Source organism: Patulibacter sp. NPDC049589 (assembly GCF_040675535.1).
Classification (GTDB): domain Bacteria; phylum Actinomycetota; class Thermoleophilia; order Solirubrobacterales; family Solirubrobacteraceae; genus Patulibacter.
Map to the genome: position 1 here is coordinate 1 of NZ_JBFAPC010000076.1, position 15,953 is coordinate 15,953.

The window sequence follows — 15,953 nt, forward strand, 5'->3', positions numbered from 1 at the left end:
GGCGCGCGGACCGTTCAGCGACCGCCGCGGCGGAGCCCCGCGCGCAGCCGTGCCGCGGCGATCCCGACCAGCGCCGCCCCGACCTCGAGCAGCGTCCCGACGAGGTGCCCGACGGGGCCGGAGACGACGGTCAGGACGGCGCGGTCCAGCCGCGTGGGAGCCTCGGTGCGCATCGCGCCGCTATCGTTGCCGATTCTCATGTCCGCTGTCTCCACGACCGTCACCGAACTCCCCGATTCCCGCGTCAAGGTCGAGGCCGAGGTGACCACCAAGGCGCTCGAGCAGGCACTGCTCGACACCGCCAAGGTGCTCGCCCGCGACCTCCGCATGCCGGGCTTCCGACAGGGCAAGGTCCCGCCGCCGGTGGTGATCCGCCGCTACGGCCGCGAGACCGTCCTCGACGAGACGTTGCGCCGCTCGATGGGCACGTGGCTCGTCGCGGCGATCGAGGAGGCCGACATCAAGACCGTCGGCGAGCCCGAGGTGAACATCGGCGAGGCTCCCGCCGCCGGCCAGCCGCTCGCGTTCGACTTCGAGATCAGCATCCGCCCGACGGCGACGCTGGGCAGCCTCGAGCCCTTCGAGGTCGGCCGCCGCGAGCCCGTCGCCGACGCCGAGCGCGTCGAGAAGGAGATCGAGCAGCTGCGCGAGCGCCAGGCGAAGCTCGTCGCGGTCGAGCGCGAGGCGAAGGAGGGCGACACCGTCCTCATCAGCTTCGTCGGCCGGATCGACGGCGAGGAGTTCGACGGCGGCGCCGGTCGCGACCAGCTCGTCGAGCTCGGCTCCGGCCGCCTCGTCCCCGGCTTCGAGGACCAGCTGCAGGGCGCCAAGGGCGGCGAGGACCGCGACGTCACCGTGCAGTTCCCCGACGACTACGGCGCCGAGCAGCTGCAGGGCGTCGAGGCGATCTTCTCCGTCACGGTCCACGAGGTCCAGGAGAAGCAGCTCCCGGAGCTGAACGACGAGTTCGCCGAGGAGGCCGCCGGCGTCGACACGCTGGACGAGCTGCGCGAGGACATCGGCCAGCGCATCAGCGAGGAGGACGGCTCCGCCGTGGAGCGCGAGTTCCGCGAGGCCGTCATCGACACCCTGATGCTCAAGGCCGAGGTCGAGATCCCGGACTCGCTCGCCCGCGCCCGCGCCTCCGAGCTGCTGGACCGCACGCTGAACCAGCTGGCCCAGCAGGGCATCCAGCGCGAGCTGTACTTCCAGATGTCCGGCAAGTCCGAGGAGGAGCTGATCGGCGAGGCCGCGCCCGAGGCCTCCCGCTCGCTCCGCCGCGAGGCCGCCGTCGAGGCCTACATCGTCCAGGAGGGCATCGCGCCCGGCGACGGCGACCTGCTCGACGTCCTGAACGCTCCGGCCGCCCAGCAGGGCACCACGCCCGAGAAGCTGCTGAAGCGGCTCGAGCGCGACGGCCACCGCGACGAGCTCGTCTCCGACGTCGCCCAGCAGCAGGCCATCGAGAAGCTCGTCGAGGCGGCCACCGCGGTCTCCGTCGAGGACGCGAAGGCGAAGGGGCTGCTCTGGACCCCGGAGCCCGGCGAGGACGCCGCCACCGGCGGCGGTCGCCCGTGGGCCGACGAGCAGCCCGCCGACGAGGCGTCCGACGACGCCGCGGCGGACGCTCCCGCCGAGGGCGACGACGCCCCGGCCGAGAGCGCGCAGACCGAGGCCTGAGCCCCGCTCCGCGCCGGCCGCCGCTCCCCCGCCGACGGGGGAGCCGCGCGGTCGGCGGCCCGTGAGTCCGGCCGGCGCCGGGCCGCCGTCCCTGCGGGCGGAGGCCGCGGCGCCGGTTGGTAGGCTCACGAGCAGGTAGTTCGCAGTCCAGTCCGCAGTTCGGTCCGCGGGCGTCACGGCGCCCGGCAGGACCCTTCCGCCCCACACCGAAGAGGGAACCCCAGCATGAGTCCGATGGTCCCCATGGTCGTCGAGCAGACCGCCCGCGGCGAGCGCGCGTTCGACATCTACAGCCGCCTCCTGAACGAGCGGATCATCTTCCTGGGCACGCCGGTCGACGACCAGATCGCCAACCTCATCGTCGCGCAGCTCCTGCACCTCGCGTCCGACGACGAGGACAAGGACATCTCGATCTACATCAACTCGCCGGGCGGCTCCGTCTACGCCGGTCTGGCGATCTACGACACGATGCAGATGATCAAGCCGCAGGTGCGGACGATCTGCGTCGGCATCGCGATGTCGATGGGCGCCGTCATCCTCTCCGGTGGCGCGCCGGGCAAGCGCATGTCGCTGCCGAACTCGAAGATCCTGATCCACCAGGTGAGCTCCGGCTTCCAGGGCCAGGCCACGGACGTCGACATCCACGCGCGGGAGATCATCGAGCTGCGCGGCAAGCTCGACCAGATCATCTCCCACCACTCGGGCACCCCGCTCGAGAAGGTGAAGAAGGACACCGAGCGCGACTACTTCATGGATCCCGAGGAGGCCAAGGCCTACGGGATCATCGACAACGTGGTCTCGAAGGCCTGACGGCCGGACCCATCCCGAGAGACCCCGGAACGGACGCGACGACCATGGCCCGAGCCACCGAGAGCGGCGAGCAGCTCCTCTGCTCGTTCTGCGGCAAGTCGCAGCGCCAGGTGAAGAAGCTGATCGCCGGTCCGGGCGTCTACATCTGCGACGAGTGCATCGAGCTCTGCAACGAGATCATCGACGAGGAGCTCTCGGCGCAGCCCGGCTTCGACGTCGAGCACCTGCCCAAGCCGCAGGAGATCTTCGGCATCCTCGACGAGTACGTCGTGGGGCAGGACGCCGCCAAGCGCACCCTCGCCGTCGCGGTCTACAACCACTACAAGCGGGTCCGGCTGGCGCAGCGCGCCGACATCGAGGTCGAGCTGCAGAAGTCGAACATCCTCATGCTCGGGCCGACGGGCTGCGGCAAGACGCTGCTCGCCCAGACGCTCGCCCGCATCCTCAACGTCCCGTTCGCGATCGCCGACGCCACGGCGCTGACCGAGGCCGGCTACGTCGGCGAGGACGTCGAGAACATCCTCCTGAAGCTGATCCAGGCCGCCGACTTCGACGTGAAGAAGGCCGAGACCGGGATCATCTACATCGACGAGATCGACAAGATCGCCCGCAAGGCCGACAACCCGTCGATCACGCGCGACGTCTCCGGCGAGGGCGTGCAGCAGGCGCTCCTGAAGATCCTCGAGGGCACCCAGGCGTCGGTGCCGCCGCAGGGCGGGCGCAAGCACCCGCACCAGGAGTTCCTGACGATCGACACGACGAACATCCTGTTCATCTGTGGCGGCGCCTTCGCGGGCCTCGACGACGTCGTCAAGCGCCGCACCGGCCAGCGCTCCGTCGGCTTCGTCGACGCCGAGGCCGAGAAGCACGAGGACCTGCCCGCCGACCGCCTCTTCGAGCACGCGCTGCCCGAGGACCTCGTCGAGTACGGCCTGATCCCCGAGTTCATCGGCCGCCTGCCGGTCGTCACCGCCGTGCGCCAGCTGTCGCGCGGCGACCTGATCACGATCCTCACCGAGCCGAAGAACGCGCTGGTCAAGCAGTTCCAGGCGTCGTTCGACTTCGACGACATCGAGCTCGTCTTCGCCGACGAGTCGCTCGACGCCGTCGCCGACAAGGCGCTCGAGCGCGAGACCGGGGCCCGCGGCCTGCGGTCGATCCTCGAGGAGGCCCTGCTCGACGTGCAGTTCGAGCTGCCGAGCCGCCGCGACGTGCGCAAGTGCGTCGTCACCCGCGAGACGATCTCCGACGGGCGCCGGCCGACGCTCGTCACCGAGGCCGTCGCGGGCGACGACCACGACGACATCGCCGAGAGCGCGTAGGGACGAGGGCGGCCGGACCGCCCTTCCCGCGCTCGTGGCGTGCGGACGCTCGTCGCCGGGTAGCGTCCCGGCGATGTCGATCCTCCGCCGCACCCCCGCCCGACTGCTCGGGCGGCGTGCCGTCCCATGGCTGCTCGTCCTCGACCTGCTGCGCGAGGGCCACGCCCACTGGCAGGCGCAGCTGACGCCGAAGGAGCGTACGCGCCTGATCGGCTTGCTGAAGGCCAGCAAGGGCGTCCCGACGCGGTTGACGGCGAAGGAGCAGGCGGAGTTCCGCGCGCTCACCGCCAAGCTCGACCTCAAGGCGCTCGGCTCGCGGGCCGCGATCACCACGGTCGGGCTGCGCGCGGCGCGGAAGAACAAGCGCCGCTGAGCGGCCGGGGCGCGGCGCCGCGCAGTTCGCGGGGCGGGCCGTCGCGCCGCCGGCCCCGCGAGTCAGTCGCCCCTCAGGCGGCGGCCGGCGTCAGCCGGGCGTCGAGCACCTGCTGCTCGGCCGCCACCGCGTAGCCGGGGGCCGCGTAGACCTCCTGCACGAGCTCGATCCGGCGCTCCTGGAAGCCCGCTTGGCAGTAGGCGAGGTAGAGGTCCCAGAGCCGGATGAAGCACTCGTCGTAGCCGAGGGCGCGGACCTCGTCGAGGCGCTCGTTGAACGTGACGCGCCAGCGGCGCAGCGTCTCGGCGTAGTGCGGGGTGAGGTCCTCGACGTCCACGGTGCGCAGGCGCGTGTCGGTCGTGACGAGCCGGCCCATCACCCGCTGGGACGGCAGGCACCCGCCCGGGAAGATCATCGTGTTGATGAAGCTCCGCTGGCGCTTCTCGATCTCGTACGCGCCGTCGTCGATCGTGATCGCCTGGACGGCCATCAGGCCGTCCTCCTTCAGGAGCGCGTCGCAGCGCTGGTAGAAGGTCGGCAGGTCGCGCCAGCCGACGGCCTCGATCATCTCGACGGACACCAGCCGGTCGTACTGGCCGGTCAGGTCGCGGTAGTCCTCCAGCCGCAGGTCGATGCGGTCGGCCAGGCCGGCCTCGTCGATGCGCCGGCGGGCCAGCGCGTGCTGCTCGCGGCTGATCGTCGTCGTCGTGACCTCGACGCCGTACTCGCGGGCGGCGTGGATCGCCAGGGCGCCCCAGCCGGTGCCGATCTCCACCAGCGACATGCCGGGCTCCAGGCTCAGCTTGCGGCAGAGTCGGTCGAGCTTCTCGACCTGGGCGGCCTCGAGGTCGATCTCCGGGCGCTCGAAGACCGCGCACGAGTAGCTCATCGTCGGGTCGAGGAAGAGCGCGAAGAGGTCGTTGCTCAGGTCGTAGTGCGCCGAGATCTGCTTGCGGGCGCGGGCGACGGTGTTGCGGGCGCCGTTGCGGACGTGCTGGACCGGCGTGAGGAGATGGCGGAAGCGGCCGCGCAGGCGGTCGAACGCCGGCATGTTGCGCGCGCCGACCGCGACGAGCGAGACGAGGTCCGGGCTGGACCAGCGGCCCTCCGCGTACGTCTCGCCGACGCCGAGCGAGCCGCGCAGGAACTGCCGCCAGACGCCCTCGTCGTGGAGCCGGATCTCGCCGCGCAGGGGCGCGCCGACGGTGCCGAAGCGGTGCTCGCGGCCGTCGGGCTCGCGCACCAGCAGCTCGCCGTGGTCGGTGGCCCGCAGGATCCGGAGGGAGATCGAGCGGGCGGTGTCGTCGGAGAGGATTCGGGGCATCGGTGGGCGGATCAGCGATCGGGGTGCGGGAAGTGGGGGACGCGCTTGGCGGCCAGCGCCAGGGCGTGGCCGTAGATGCGGACGACGTCGGCGATCGTCCCGAGCGGCTGGCGCCGGACGAACGCGCGGAGCCCCGCCGCGTCGAGCGGTCGACGCCGCAGCGTGAGGGTGGCGTCGAAGACGCGCTCGCCGGCACGGTGGCTCTCCAGGTGCACGGTGAGCCGCTCGCCCGGGACGCCGAGGCGCCAGCGGTAGCGGTGGTCCATCGTCATGAACGGTGAGACGTGGAAGGCCTTGTCGATGCCCCAGGTGAGCTGGCCGCGGCCGGCCTGGGCGTCGTGCGGGTCGTCGGCGTCGCGGACGTCGACGACGTAGGCGTGGTGCTCGCCCCACGGCGTGTTGGTGACCTCGGCCAGCACGGCCTGGAGCGTGCGCCCGTCCGCGGCGAAGCAGTACGCGAACGTCACGGGGTTGAAGTCGCGGCCCAGGATCCGCGGCTTCGTCAGCAGCCGGACCGGTCCGGCGGGGCGGCGGCCGGTCCGCTCCTCGACGGTGTCCCGGATCGCCGTGGCCAGCGGGACGGACGGGTCGCCGTGGTGGTCGGCGCGCCGGAACGACAGGGCCGCGCGGCGCTCGACGCCCCAGCCGCGGTGGCCGTCCAGCACGCCGGGCAGCTCGTCGAGGTCCAGCAGCAGCATCGCCGTCGGGTAGGCGAAGCGGTGCTCCCGGGGCAGGTGGCGCCGGTGGCGGATGTCGCCCAGGTAGACGGCCGATCCGGCGACCGCGGCCGGCGGGACCGGCGGCGCGGTGGGGGCGGGAGCGGGAGAGGCCGCCTGGGGCCCGCCGCTCACGCGAGCGCCGGCTGGGGCTCGTGGAGGGGGACGGTGCTGCCGAGGCTGCGCGCGACGCGCAGGCCGCTCCACACGCCGTCCTCGTGGAACCCCCACCGCCAGTAGGCGCCGGCGTAGTGCGTCCGGCCGCCGGGCCCGGAGATCTCGGACCACCGGCGCTGGGCGACGAGGCCCGGTGAGGTGAAGACGGGGTGGTGGTACACCATCCTCTCCAGTACCCGCTCCTGGGCGATCGCCTCGTCCATGTTCAGCGTGACGAGCAGCCGGGTCGGCGTGTCGAAGCCCTGGAGCCGGTTCATGTCGTACGTCAGCGTCGCGCGGTCCTTGGGCTCGCGCAACAGGTGCGCGTTCCAGCTGGACCACGCGGCGCGCCGGCGCGGCATGACCGAGACGTCGGTGTGCAGCGTCGCGGTGTTCTCCTGGTACGGGATCGCACCGAGGACGGCGCGCTCGGCGTCGGTCGGGTCCTCGAGCATCGCCAGCGCCTGGTCGCTGTGGCAGGCCAGGACCACGTGGTCGAAGGACTCGGCCCCGCCGTCGGCCGTGCGGAGCGTCGCGTGGTCGGGGTGGCGCGTCACGCCGACGACCGGCGCGCCGAGGGACACGCGGTCCTGCAGCGGCGCGAGCAGCGCGTCGACGTAGGCCCGCGAGCCGCCGACGACCGTCATCCACTGGGGGCGGTCGCGCAGCGAGAGCATCCCGTGGTTCGCGAAGAAGCGGATCAGGAAGATCGCCGGGAACGCCCACAGCTGCGCGGGGTCCGCCGACCAGACCGCGCTGGCCTGGGGGACGATCAGCCGCTCGGCGAACCACGCCGAGAAGCGCTCGCGGCGCAGCAGCTCGCGCAGCGACGTCGTCTCGTCGCCGGACGCGAGGAAGCGGCGCGCGACGCGGTTGAAGCGCACGTACTCGGCGACCATCCGCAGGAAGCGCGGGTCGACCGCGTTGCGGCGCTGCGCGAAGAGCCCGTTCAGCGACTCGGCGTGGTACTCGAAGTCGAACTCGCGGGCCGTCACGCCGAAGCTCATGGTCGTCGGCCGCAGCGGCACGCCGAGCTCGTCCATCAGCGCGAGGAAGTTCGGGTACGTGTGGTCGTTGCAGACGATGAAGCCCGAGTCGACCGGGAACGTGCCGCCGTCGACGTGCACGTCGCGCGTGTGCGTGTGGCCGCCGGGGCGGTCGTCGGACTCGAAGATCGCGACGTCGTGCTGCTCGGCGAGCCGGTGGGCGCAGGCCAGGCCGGCGCTGCCGGTGCCCACGACGGCGACCCGCATCAGGCCGCCTCGGCCAGCATCAGGCCCTTGTCGACGGCGGCGAGCAGGACCTCGACGGTGCGGTCGGGCTGGTCGTAGGTCGGCATGTGGCCGGCTCCCTGGATGACGTGCTGGAAGACGCCCTCGGGCGGGCTGACCGCCGGCGGCGTGACCATCCGGTCCTCCGCGGCCCAGACGAGGAAGACGGGGATCCGCTTGGCCAGCGGCGTGAGCCGGCGGGTGACGTTGTAGACCTGCGCGAGCATCGCGTCGTTGACGCGGCCCTCGTCCGAGGAGGCGGTGTAGCCGCGCATGATCTCGAGGCCCTCGCCGTAGCCGAGGCCGCCGGGCCCGCCGAGCGTGCCGACCAAGAGGCCGTTGCGCATGAACGGGAGGGTGAAGACCAGCGGCGTGAGGACGGCCCAGCGCTTGGCGTTGCGGATCGCGCGGCGCTGCCGCTCGCCGGACGGGTGCGGCCAGAAGCCGGCGGGGGCGAGGCCCGTGACCGAGATGACGCCGTCGGTCTCCTTCTCCGCGAGCTCGAGCGCGACCCACCCGCCCAGCCCGTGGCCGATCGCGTGGAAGCGGCGGATGCCCTCCTGCCGGAGCCGGGCGAGCACGGCCTCGGCGAGCGCCTGGGGGGTCGGGTCGACGTTCGAGGGCAGGGACCGCGAGTCGCCGGAGCCCGGCAGCTCGACGACGACGACGTCGTAGAACTCGGTGAGCCCGGGGATCACGGGGGCCCAGGTGCGGCGGTCGCCGCCGAGGCCGTGGATCAGGACGACGGGTGGCGCGACGTCGCGCCGCCCGCTGCGCGACGCGTGCCGCTGGAGGTACATGGCCATCACTCCAACGTACGTCGCGTCGTCCGTGGCGGATGCGGGGCGTCCGCCGGCCCCCGCGCCCGGGGGTGCGAGCGCGCGGGACCGGGGCCCGGGCCTGGACGCTCGGCGGGGGTGGCGTCGTGAAGGTGCCCACGCATTTCCGGGGGGGATCTTAGACTCAGGGTGATGCCCGAATCGCCCGACACGACGCGCTACGAGCCCTCGGAGGTGGAGCCCGAGGTCTTCGCGCGCTGGGAGGACGCCGGCGTCTTCGCGTCGGATCCGGAGGACGGGACGGGGGAGACCTTCTCCGTCGCCATCCCGCCGCCGAACGTCACGGGCGCGCTGCACATGGGCCACGCGCTCAACGGCTCCATCCAGGACGCCCTCGTACGCCTGAACCGGATGCGCGGCAAGCGGGTCCGCTGGACCGTCGGCACGGACCACGCCGGCATCGCCACGCAGACGAAGGTCGAGCAGGCGCTGGTCGCCGAGGGCACCTCCCGAGAGGAGGTCGGCCGCGAGGCGTTCCTGGAGCGCACGCAGGCGTGGCGGCAGCAGTACGGCGGCACGATCATCGGCCAGTTCCGGCGCCTGGGCTGCTCCGCGGACTACGCGCACGAGCGCTTCACGATGGACGAGGGCTACCACGAGGCCGTCCTCAAGGTCTTCGTCGAGCTCTACGAGCAGGGCCTGATCTACCGCGACACCTACCTCGTCAACTGGGACCCGGGCTCGCGGTCGGCGATCTCGGACCTCGAGGTCGAGGATCGCGAGGAGACCGACACGCTCTTCGAGATCGCCTACCCGCTGACCACCCCGGTCGGCGACCTGACCGAGGTCGTCGTCGCGACGGTCCGGCCCGAGACGATGCTCGGCGACGTCGCCGTGGCGGTCAACCCGCAGGACGAGCGCTTCGCGCACCTGATCGGGTCGACGGTGACGCTGCCGTTCGTCGGCCGCGAGCTGCCGATCATCGGCGACGACTACGTCAAGACGGACTTCGGCACCGGCTGCCTGAAGATCACGCCGGCGCACGACCCCAACGACTTCGAGATCGGGAACCGCCACGGGCTGCAGCCGCTGAACGTCATCGGCGAGGACGGCCGGATCACCGGCGGCTTCGCCGCGGAGTTCGAGGGCCTGAAGACGGCCGAGGCCCGGACCGCGATCGTCGAGGCGCTGCGCGCGTCCGGCGCCCTGCGCGGCGAGGAGCCCTACGTCCACACGGTCCCGTTCTCGCAGCGCTCCGGCGAGCGCATCGAGCCGCTGATCTCGCTGCAGTGGTTCATGCGGATGGAGTCGCTGGCGAAGCCGGCCGCCGACGTCGTCCGCGACGGCCGCGTCCGCATCCACCCGGAGAGCCAGTCGCGCCGCTACCTGACGTGGCTGGACGAGATCCGCCCGTGGGTCCTCTCGCGCCAGCTCTGGTGGGGCCACCAGATCCCCGTGTGGTACCGGAACCCCACCGGGAACGCCGGCGACGAGGAGGTCTACTGCGGCACCACGGCCCCCGAAGGCGAGGGCTGGGAGCGGGACCCCGACGTCCTGGACACCTGGTTCTCGTCGGCGCTCTGGCCGTTCGCGACGCTCGGCTGGCCCGAGGACACGCCCGAGCTGCGCGCGTTCTACCCGACGTCGGTCCTCTCGACGGCGCGCGACATCCTCTTCCTCTGGGTCGCCCGGATGGTCATGACCGGCCTGCGCTTCGCCGGCGACGTGCCGTTCACCGACGTCTACTGCCACTCGGTCATCCAGGCGCCGGACGGCCGCCGGATGAGCAAGTCGCTGGGCACCGGCATCGACCCGCTGGCGCTGATCGACGGCGGCCCGCGGCCCGAGGTCTTCGCGAAGAAGGGCAAGCACGGCAAGCTCGAGGACCCGGGCGACTTCCCCGCCTACGGCGCCGACGCGGTGCGGTTCGGCCTGCTGGCGATGTCCTCGACGCAGGACGTCCGCTTCTCCGAGGAGAAGATCGCGCAGGGCAAGCAGCTCGTCACGAAGCTCTCCAACGCCGTGCGCTTCGCCGTCGGCCGGCTGGACGAGAACCCCGACCTGGCCGGCGCCGGCGTCACGGCCGACACGCTGCCGACCCGCCTCGAGGACCGCTGGATCGTCTCCCGCACCGAGCGGATCGCGCGCGAGACGGCGCAGCGGATCGACGAGTACGACTTCGCCAAGGCGGCGCTCGGGCTCTACGACTTCGTCTACGGCGAGCTCTGCGACTGGTACCTCGAGCTCGTCAAGGGCCGCGACGCCGCGACCGACCCGGACCTCGCCCGCGTGCTCGGCTGGGCCCTGCGCCGGACGCTCCAGATCGCGCACCCGGTCATCCCGTTCGTCACCGAGGACGCCTGGGAGGGCCTGCCGGCCACGGACGGACTCGTGGCCACCGCTCCCCTCCCGGCCCCCGACGACGCGCTGCTCTCGCCCGCCGCCGAGGAGCGGCTCGGCCGCGTCATCGACGTCATCACGACCGTCCGCTCGTGGCGCAACGGCGCCAACGTGCCGCCCGGCCCGGTCCTGCCGGTCCGCCTGGAGGCCGACGGCTACGACGACGAGGCCCGCGACCTGATCGCCCGCCTGGCCCGCCTGGAGCCGTCGGAGGACGCCGGCGACGCCGTCCCCGTCGCGATCCCCGGCGGCCAGCTGTCGATCCTCGCCGGCGAGCACGTCGACCCCGAGGCCGAGCGGGCCCGGGTGGAGAAGCGCCGCGCCGAGGTCGAGAAGCAGATCAGCTCCACCGAGGCGCGCCTGGCGAACGAGAAGTTCGCCTCCCGCGCCCCTGCGGACGTCGTGGCCGCCGAGCGCGCGAAGGTCGAGGCCCTGCGCGAGGAGCTCCGCACGCTGTGATCCTCGGCGTCCCGCCCGGTGAGGGCGAGGTCCACGCCGACGAGCGGCTGCAGCGGGCGGAGGCCTGGCTGCTGGGCCGCGAGCTGTTCGGCATCCGCCCCGGCCTGGACCGGATGGTCGCGCTGCTGCGCCGGCTCGGCGACCCCCAGGAGCGCTTCGAGGCGATTCACGTCGTCGGCTCCAACGGCAAGACGTCGACCGTGACGATGGCCGCCGCGCTGCTGGCGGCCCGCGGCGTGCGCGCCGGCGCGTACGTGTCGCCGCACCTCGTGTCCTTCCGCGAGCGCGTGCTGGTCGACGGCGCGCCCGCGGACCCGGGAGCCTTCGCCGACGCCATCGCGCGCGTCCGGGCCGCCGCCGAGGAGCTCGAGTCCGGCACGGCCGAGGGCGCCGAGCCGATCGACGGCCCGGTGACGCAGTTCGAGGCCGTCACCGCCGCCGCGTTCCTCGTGCTGGCCGACGCCGGCGTCGAGTGCGCCATGGTCGAGGCCGGTCTCGGCGGCCGCTGGGACGCCACCAACGTGCTCCCGCAGCGCCGCCCGCCGGGCCCCGACGGCGAGCGCCGCCCGCCCGTCGCCGTCCTCACGTCGATCTCGCTCGAGCACACCCGCTGGCTCGGCGACACCGTCGCGGCGATCGCGGCCGAGAAGGTCGCGGTCCTCCGGCCCGGCGGCGTGCTGGTGCTCGCCGACGGGCTCCCGCCCTCGGCGCACGACGTCGCCGAGGCCCGCGCCGCCGAGCAGGCCGGGACGGTCGTAGAGGCCGCCGCCGACCCCGGCGCCGACGTCCCGACCCCCGGCGCCGCCCACTACCAGCGCCGCAACCTCGCCACCGCGATCGCGGCGGTCGGCGCGCACCTGGTCCGCGCCGGCGACGGCGAGCTCAGCCGCGACCCGGTCGCCGAGCGCGACGTCGCCACGCGCGTCGTCGTCCCCGGCCGCTTCGAGGTCATGGAGCGCCCGGCGCCCGGCGAGGACGGGGTCACCGTGATCCACGACGGCGCGCACAACGAGGCCGGCTTCCAGGCCCTGGCCGACGCGCTGGACGCCGCCGCGCCGTCGCGGCCGCTGGTCGCCGTCGTCGGCGTGCTCGACGACAAGGACCCGGCCGGGATGCTCGCGGCGCTGGAGCGCTGGTGCGACGTCCTCGTGGCGACCGCGCCGTCGAACCCGCGGCGGCTCGAGGCCGAGGCGCTCGGCCTCACCGCCGTCGCCGCGCTGTCGGGTCGCGAGGTCCACGTCGTGCCGGGTGCGCACGGTGCGCTCGCGCAGGCCCGTACACTGGCTGGTCCGCGCGGTACGGTGCTCGTCACCGGATCCCTGCACCTGGTCGCCGACCTCCGCCGAGGACCCGGCGCCGGCCCGGGAGCGCGGTTCTGACCATGGCCCCGACGACCCCTCGCCACGACGACTCCATCCCGGTGCTCCGCATGGTGCTGGCCGTGGCGGCCGTCGTCGCGCTCGTGATCCTGGTGTTCTTCGGGATCGGCTACGGCCTCGGACGGGCCTTCGTCTGAACCAATCCGCCCTCGCGGCAAGGAATCACCCCCCGCGACGGCGAACACCCGCCCTGTGATCCACATGACTGATCCCCATGCCTGATCTCCTCGCCGTCTTCGGCATCGACAACTCGACGCTCGACGTGGTCGTCAAGCTGCTCGTGCTCTTCGTCGTCCTGATCTGGCTCGCGCTGGTCTACTACACGTGGGCCGACGCCCGCCGGCGGATCACCGACCCGGTCCTCATCGGCACGGCCACCATCGCCGCGCTCGTGCTGCCGTTCGCGGGCACGGTCATCTACATGGTCGTGCGGCCCCCCGAGTACCTGGACGACGTCCGCGAGCGCGAGCTCGAGATGCAGGCCGCCGAGGCGCGCCTCCTGCAGTCCGGCGTCCTGCTCTGCCCGCACTGCGAGTACCAGGTGCAGAAGGACTTCCTCCGCTGCCCGTCGTGCCTGAAGAAGCTCCGGGACCAGTGCACGGGCTGCGCCCGCCCGCTCGACCCCGAGTGGCGGATCTGCCCGTACTGCGAGACCGAGATCGAGGGCCGCACGCCCCGCCGTCGCCGTCGCGGCCGCACGGAAGCGCGCGAGACCGAGCAACAGGCATAGCGACCCGGACGGCGGTCCGGGCGCGCGGCTGCTTCACTTTCCGGCGTCCGTAGACCCGACGCGCGGTGCGCCGCGCAGGAAGCGACCTCCCATGTCCCGCACCCTCATCCTCGTGAAGCCGGACGGCGTCCAGCGCCAGCTCGTCGGCGACGTGCTCGGCCGCTTCGAGCGCAAGGGCCTGAAGCTCCAGCAGCTCAAGCTCGTCGCGCTGGAGACCGCGGTCGTCGAGGAGCACTACGCGCACCTCAACGACAAGCCGTTCTTCGGCGAGCTCGTCTCCTTCATGGTCCAGAGCCCCGTCGTCGCCGCGATCCTCGAGGGCCCGTCGGCCGTCGAGGTCGCCCGCCAGATCATCGGCGCGACCAACCCGCTCGAGGCCGCGACCGGCTCGATCCGCGGCGACCTGGCCATCGAGGCCGGCGAGAACGTCGTCCACGGCTCCGACTCGGACGAGAACGCCGAGATCGAGATCAAGCGCTTCTTCCCGGAGATCGGCTGAGCCGATGAGCGGGGCGGCCCGCCCGGGGACGGTCCCCGCGCCGTGGTCGCCCACCCCCGGACGGGGTCCCCGCCGGTGAGCGACCTCGTCCTGGCCTCCGGGTCCCCGCAGCGCCGGGCGATCCTCGAGACCCTGGCCGTCGCGCACCGCGTGCGGGTCCCGGACGTCGAGGAGACGTCCGACGGCGACCCCGTGGACGTCGCGGTCGCGAACGCCCTGCTGAAGGCCCGCGCCGTCGCCCGCGACGAGCCCGCCGGGACCCTCGTGCTCGGGTCCGACACGGTGATCGTCGACGGCTCCGGCGACGTGCCCCGCGCAGTCGGCAAGCCCGCCGACGCCGCGGGGGCCGCCGCGATGCTCCGCCGCTGGTCCGGCGCGGGGCACCACGTGGCGTCGGCCGCGGCGGTGGTGCGGGCCGGCGGGCCGGGCGCCGCCGACGGGACGCTGCTCGCGTCCGCCGACACGACGCTCGTCCGCTTCCGCGCGCTCTCGGCCGCCGACGTCGACTGGTACGTCGGCACGGGGGAGTGGCAGGGCCGGGCTGGCGGCTACGCCATCCAGCTGCGCGGATCGCTGCTCGTCGACGGCGTCGAGGGGGACTGGTGGACCGTCGTCGGGTTGCCCGTGGCGCTCCTGTCCCGAGAGCTCCCCGACATCCTGCGGTGATCGCCGTCCGTCCGCTGCGGCACCGCCCAGCGGGCGCCGTCCGTCCGCGCCCCGGCGGCCCCGCGGGCGCCCCGGCCGATGCCACACCGGCCTGAGCGGGTCGCCCAGGCGACCCCGTACCGGATTCCGGCGGTCCGACCGCCGGGAACGCCCGTGGAAGCAGGGGATTCCGCGCGCCCTGCACGCCCGGATGCACCGGCGGACCGGAGACGGCCCTCCGATAGACTCCGCCATCGTTCCGCGGCGGTGGTGCGGCACGACGTCCCCCCGACGAGTGCCCGTTCCCCGAGACACCGCGGAACCGGACCCTGCCTCGATGAGCATCTTCAGCTACCTGACCGGGATCGGCAGCCGCGACATGGCGGTCGACCTCGGCACCGCCAACACGCTGGTCTACGTCCGCGGCCGCGGGATCGTGCTCTCCGAGCCATCCGTCGTCGCGATCGATTCACGGTCGGGGGAGGTCCACGCCGTCGGCATCGAGGCCAAGCGCATGCTCGGCCGCACGCCGGGCACGATCCAGGCGATCCGCCCGCTGAAGGACGGCGTCATCGCCGACTTCGACGTGACGGAGGAGATGCTCCGGCACTTCATCCAGAAGGCGCACCAGAACCGCTTCGCGCACCCGCGCGTCGTCGTCTGCGTGCCCTCCGGCGTCACCGGCGTGGAGAAGCGCGCCGTCGAGGAGGCGTCGATCTCCGCCGGCGCCCGCCAGGCGTACCTCATCGAGGAGCCCATGGCCGCCGCGATCGGCGCCGGGCTCCCCGTCGCCGAGCCGACCGGCTCGATGGTCGTCGACATCGGCGGCGGCACCAGCGAGGTCGCCGTGATCTCGCTCGGCGGCATCGTCGTCTCGCAGTCCGTCCGCGTCGGCGGCGACGAGTTCGACGAGGCGATCGTCGCCTACGCCAAGCGCGAGTACAAGCTCCTGATCGGCACCCAGATGGCCGAGGACGTCAAGCTCGAGGTCGGGTCCGCGTACCCGATGGTCGAGGAGGTCCAGACCGAGATCCGCGGCCGCGACATGGTCTCCGGCCTGCCGAAGACCGTCGTGATCACGTCCGAGGAGGTCCGTACGGCGCTCGAGGAGCCGCTGTCGACCATCATCGAGGCCGTGAAGGAGACGCTGGACCGCACCCCGCCGGAGCTCTCCTCCGACATCATGGACCGCGGCATCATGCTGGCCGGCGGGGGATCGCTCCTCCGCGGCCTGGACGAGCGCCTCCGGGAGGAGACGCAGATGCCCGCACACCTGGCAGAGTCCCCGTTGACGTGCGTCGCCGTGGGCTCCGGCCGCTCGCTCGAGGAGTTCGAGGTCATCCACCGGATGAACCGCGGGCACTCGCGCCGCGGCGGCCGTCGCAACCGCTACTAGTCCCTCCGCGCGCC

16 protein-coding genes are annotated in these 15,953 nt (G+C 73.1%); 11 read left to right on the forward strand and 5 right to left on the reverse strand.

The genetic code is table 11. The annotated features are described in order from the left end of the window. Positions 1-14 precede the first annotated feature (14 nt). Positions 15-173, reverse strand: a complete 159-nt coding sequence (locus AB0L40_RS15125; RefSeq protein ID WP_364355877.1) for a hypothetical protein — start codon at positions 171-173, stop codon at positions 15-17. A 25-nt stretch (positions 174-198) separates the two neighbouring features. On the opposite strand from AB0L40_RS15125, the gene tig reads away from it, so the two are divergent. From tig to AB0L40_RS15145, 4 genes are all read left to right on the forward strand, one after another. Next, positions 199-1,680, forward strand: coding sequence for a trigger factor (gene tig / locus AB0L40_RS15130; protein WP_364355880.1), 1,482 nt, complete (start codon positions 199-201; stop codon positions 1,678-1,680). Between the two features lie 225 nt (positions 1,681-1,905). Beyond that, entirely contained in the window at positions 1,906-2,490 is a 585-nt protein-coding gene (locus tag AB0L40_RS15135) for an ATP-dependent Clp protease proteolytic subunit (RefSeq protein ID WP_304788031.1), read from the forward strand. A gap of 44 nt (positions 2,491-2,534) precedes the next feature. Beyond that, positions 2,535-3,812, forward strand: coding sequence for an ATP-dependent Clp protease ATP-binding subunit ClpX (gene clpX / locus AB0L40_RS15140; RefSeq protein WP_364355884.1), 1,278 nt, complete (start codon positions 2,535-2,537; stop codon positions 3,810-3,812). 73 nt (positions 3,813-3,885) lie between these two features. Beyond that, positions 3,886-4,185, forward strand: coding sequence for a hypothetical protein (locus AB0L40_RS15145; protein WP_364355887.1), 300 nt, complete (start codon positions 3,886-3,888; stop codon positions 4,183-4,185). Between the two features lie 73 nt (positions 4,186-4,258). On the opposite strand, the gene AB0L40_RS15150 is transcribed toward AB0L40_RS15145, so the two are convergent. The 4 genes from AB0L40_RS15150 to AB0L40_RS15165 all read right to left on the reverse strand — a co-directional run bounded on the left by AB0L40_RS15150 (position 4,259) and on the right by AB0L40_RS15165 (position 8,458). Next, positions 4,259-5,509 carry a cyclopropane-fatty-acyl-phospholipid synthase family protein gene (locus AB0L40_RS15150; RefSeq protein WP_364355890.1) on the reverse strand — a complete coding sequence of 417 codons (1,251 nt, stop codon included), beginning with the start codon at positions 5,507-5,509 and terminating at the stop codon, positions 4,259-4,261. Positions 5,510-5,520: 11 nt separating this feature from the next. Beyond that, complete coding sequence (locus AB0L40_RS15155) at positions 5,521-6,270, reverse strand: DUF1365 domain-containing protein (protein WP_364355938.1); 750 nt, start codon at positions 6,268-6,270, stop codon at positions 5,521-5,523. Positions 6,271-6,356: 86 nt separating this feature from the next. Next, positions 6,357-7,634 (reverse strand): FAD-dependent oxidoreductase, encoded by a 1,278-nt coding sequence (locus tag AB0L40_RS15160; protein ID WP_364355893.1) that lies wholly within the window; start codon positions 7,632-7,634, stop codon positions 6,357-6,359. Then, positions 7,634-8,458, reverse strand: a complete 825-nt coding sequence (locus AB0L40_RS15165; RefSeq protein WP_364355896.1) for an alpha/beta fold hydrolase — start codon at positions 8,456-8,458, stop codon at positions 7,634-7,636. The genes AB0L40_RS15160 and AB0L40_RS15165 overlap by 1 nt, the downstream gene beginning before the upstream one ends. 165 nt (positions 8,459-8,623) lie before the next feature. Between AB0L40_RS15165 and AB0L40_RS15170 the strand changes: the two genes are divergently transcribed. From AB0L40_RS15170 to AB0L40_RS15200, 7 genes are all read left to right on the forward strand, one after another. Continuing rightward, positions 8,624-11,290, forward strand: a complete 2,667-nt coding sequence (locus AB0L40_RS15170) for a valine--tRNA ligase (protein WP_364355899.1) — start codon at positions 8,624-8,626, stop codon at positions 11,288-11,290. After that, positions 11,287-12,669, forward strand: coding sequence for a cyanophycin synthetase (locus tag AB0L40_RS15175; RefSeq protein WP_364355902.1), 1,383 nt, complete (start codon positions 11,287-11,289; stop codon positions 12,667-12,669). The genes AB0L40_RS15170 and AB0L40_RS15175 overlap by 4 nt, the downstream gene beginning before the upstream one ends. A 2-nt stretch (positions 12,670-12,671) precedes the next feature. Further along, positions 12,672-12,806 carry a hypothetical protein gene (locus tag AB0L40_RS15180; RefSeq protein WP_364355905.1) on the forward strand — a complete coding sequence of 45 codons (135 nt, stop codon included), beginning with the start codon at positions 12,672-12,674 and terminating at the stop codon, positions 12,804-12,806. Between the two features lie 77 nt (positions 12,807-12,883). Further along, a complete protein-coding gene (locus tag AB0L40_RS15185; RefSeq protein ID WP_364355908.1) occupies positions 12,884-13,399 on the forward strand; it encodes a zinc ribbon domain-containing protein in 516 nt (171 codons plus the stop codon). A 91-nt stretch (positions 13,400-13,490) separates the two neighbouring features. Beyond that, positions 13,491-13,898, forward strand: coding sequence for a nucleoside-diphosphate kinase (gene ndk / locus AB0L40_RS15190; protein WP_364355911.1), 408 nt, complete (start codon positions 13,491-13,493; stop codon positions 13,896-13,898). A 75-nt stretch (positions 13,899-13,973) separates the two neighbouring features. After that, a complete protein-coding gene (locus AB0L40_RS15195) occupies positions 13,974-14,564 on the forward strand; it encodes a Maf family protein (protein ID WP_364355914.1) in 591 nt (196 codons plus the stop codon). A gap of 334 nt (positions 14,565-14,898) precedes the next feature. Then, on the forward strand, positions 14,899-15,939 hold the full coding sequence (locus AB0L40_RS15200; protein WP_051472446.1) for a rod shape-determining protein: 1,041 nt from the start codon (positions 14,899-14,901) through the stop codon (positions 15,937-15,939). The last annotated feature ends 14 nt before the right edge of the window (positions 15,940-15,953 follow it).

Bases quoted from the DNA above. Each gene is read 5' to 3' on its own strand.
- AB0L40_RS15125 (WP_364355877.1), bottom strand. From the start codon at position 173: ATGCGCACCGAGGCTCCCACGCGGCTGGACCGCGCCGTCCTGACCGTC.
- tig (WP_364355880.1), top strand. From the start codon at position 199: ATGTCCGCTGTCTCCACGACCGTCACCGAACTCCCCGATTCCCGCGTC.
- AB0L40_RS15135 (WP_304788031.1), top strand. From the start codon at position 1,906: ATGAGTCCGATGGTCCCCATGGTCGTCGAGCAGACCGCCCGCGGCGAG.
- clpX (WP_364355884.1), top strand. From the start codon at position 2,535: ATGGCCCGAGCCACCGAGAGCGGCGAGCAGCTCCTCTGCTCGTTCTGC.
- AB0L40_RS15145 (WP_364355887.1), top strand. From the start codon at position 3,886: ATGTCGATCCTCCGCCGCACCCCCGCCCGACTGCTCGGGCGGCGTGCC.
- AB0L40_RS15150 (WP_364355890.1), bottom strand. From the start codon at position 5,509: ATGCCCCGAATCCTCTCCGACGACACCGCCCGCTCGATCTCCCTCCGG.
- AB0L40_RS15160 (WP_364355893.1), bottom strand. From the start codon at position 7,634: ATGCGGGTCGCCGTCGTGGGCACCGGCAGCGCCGGCCTGGCCTGCGCC.
- AB0L40_RS15165 (WP_364355896.1), bottom strand. From the start codon at position 8,458: ATGGCCATGTACCTCCAGCGGCACGCGTCGCGCAGCGGGCGGCGCGAC.
- AB0L40_RS15170 (WP_364355899.1), top strand. From the start codon at position 8,624: ATGCCCGAATCGCCCGACACGACGCGCTACGAGCCCTCGGAGGTGGAG.
- AB0L40_RS15180 (WP_364355905.1), top strand. From the start codon at position 12,672: ATGGCCCCGACGACCCCTCGCCACGACGACTCCATCCCGGTGCTCCGC.
- AB0L40_RS15185 (WP_364355908.1), top strand. From the start codon at position 12,884: ATGCCTGATCTCCTCGCCGTCTTCGGCATCGACAACTCGACGCTCGAC.
- ndk (WP_364355911.1), top strand. From the start codon at position 13,491: ATGTCCCGCACCCTCATCCTCGTGAAGCCGGACGGCGTCCAGCGCCAG.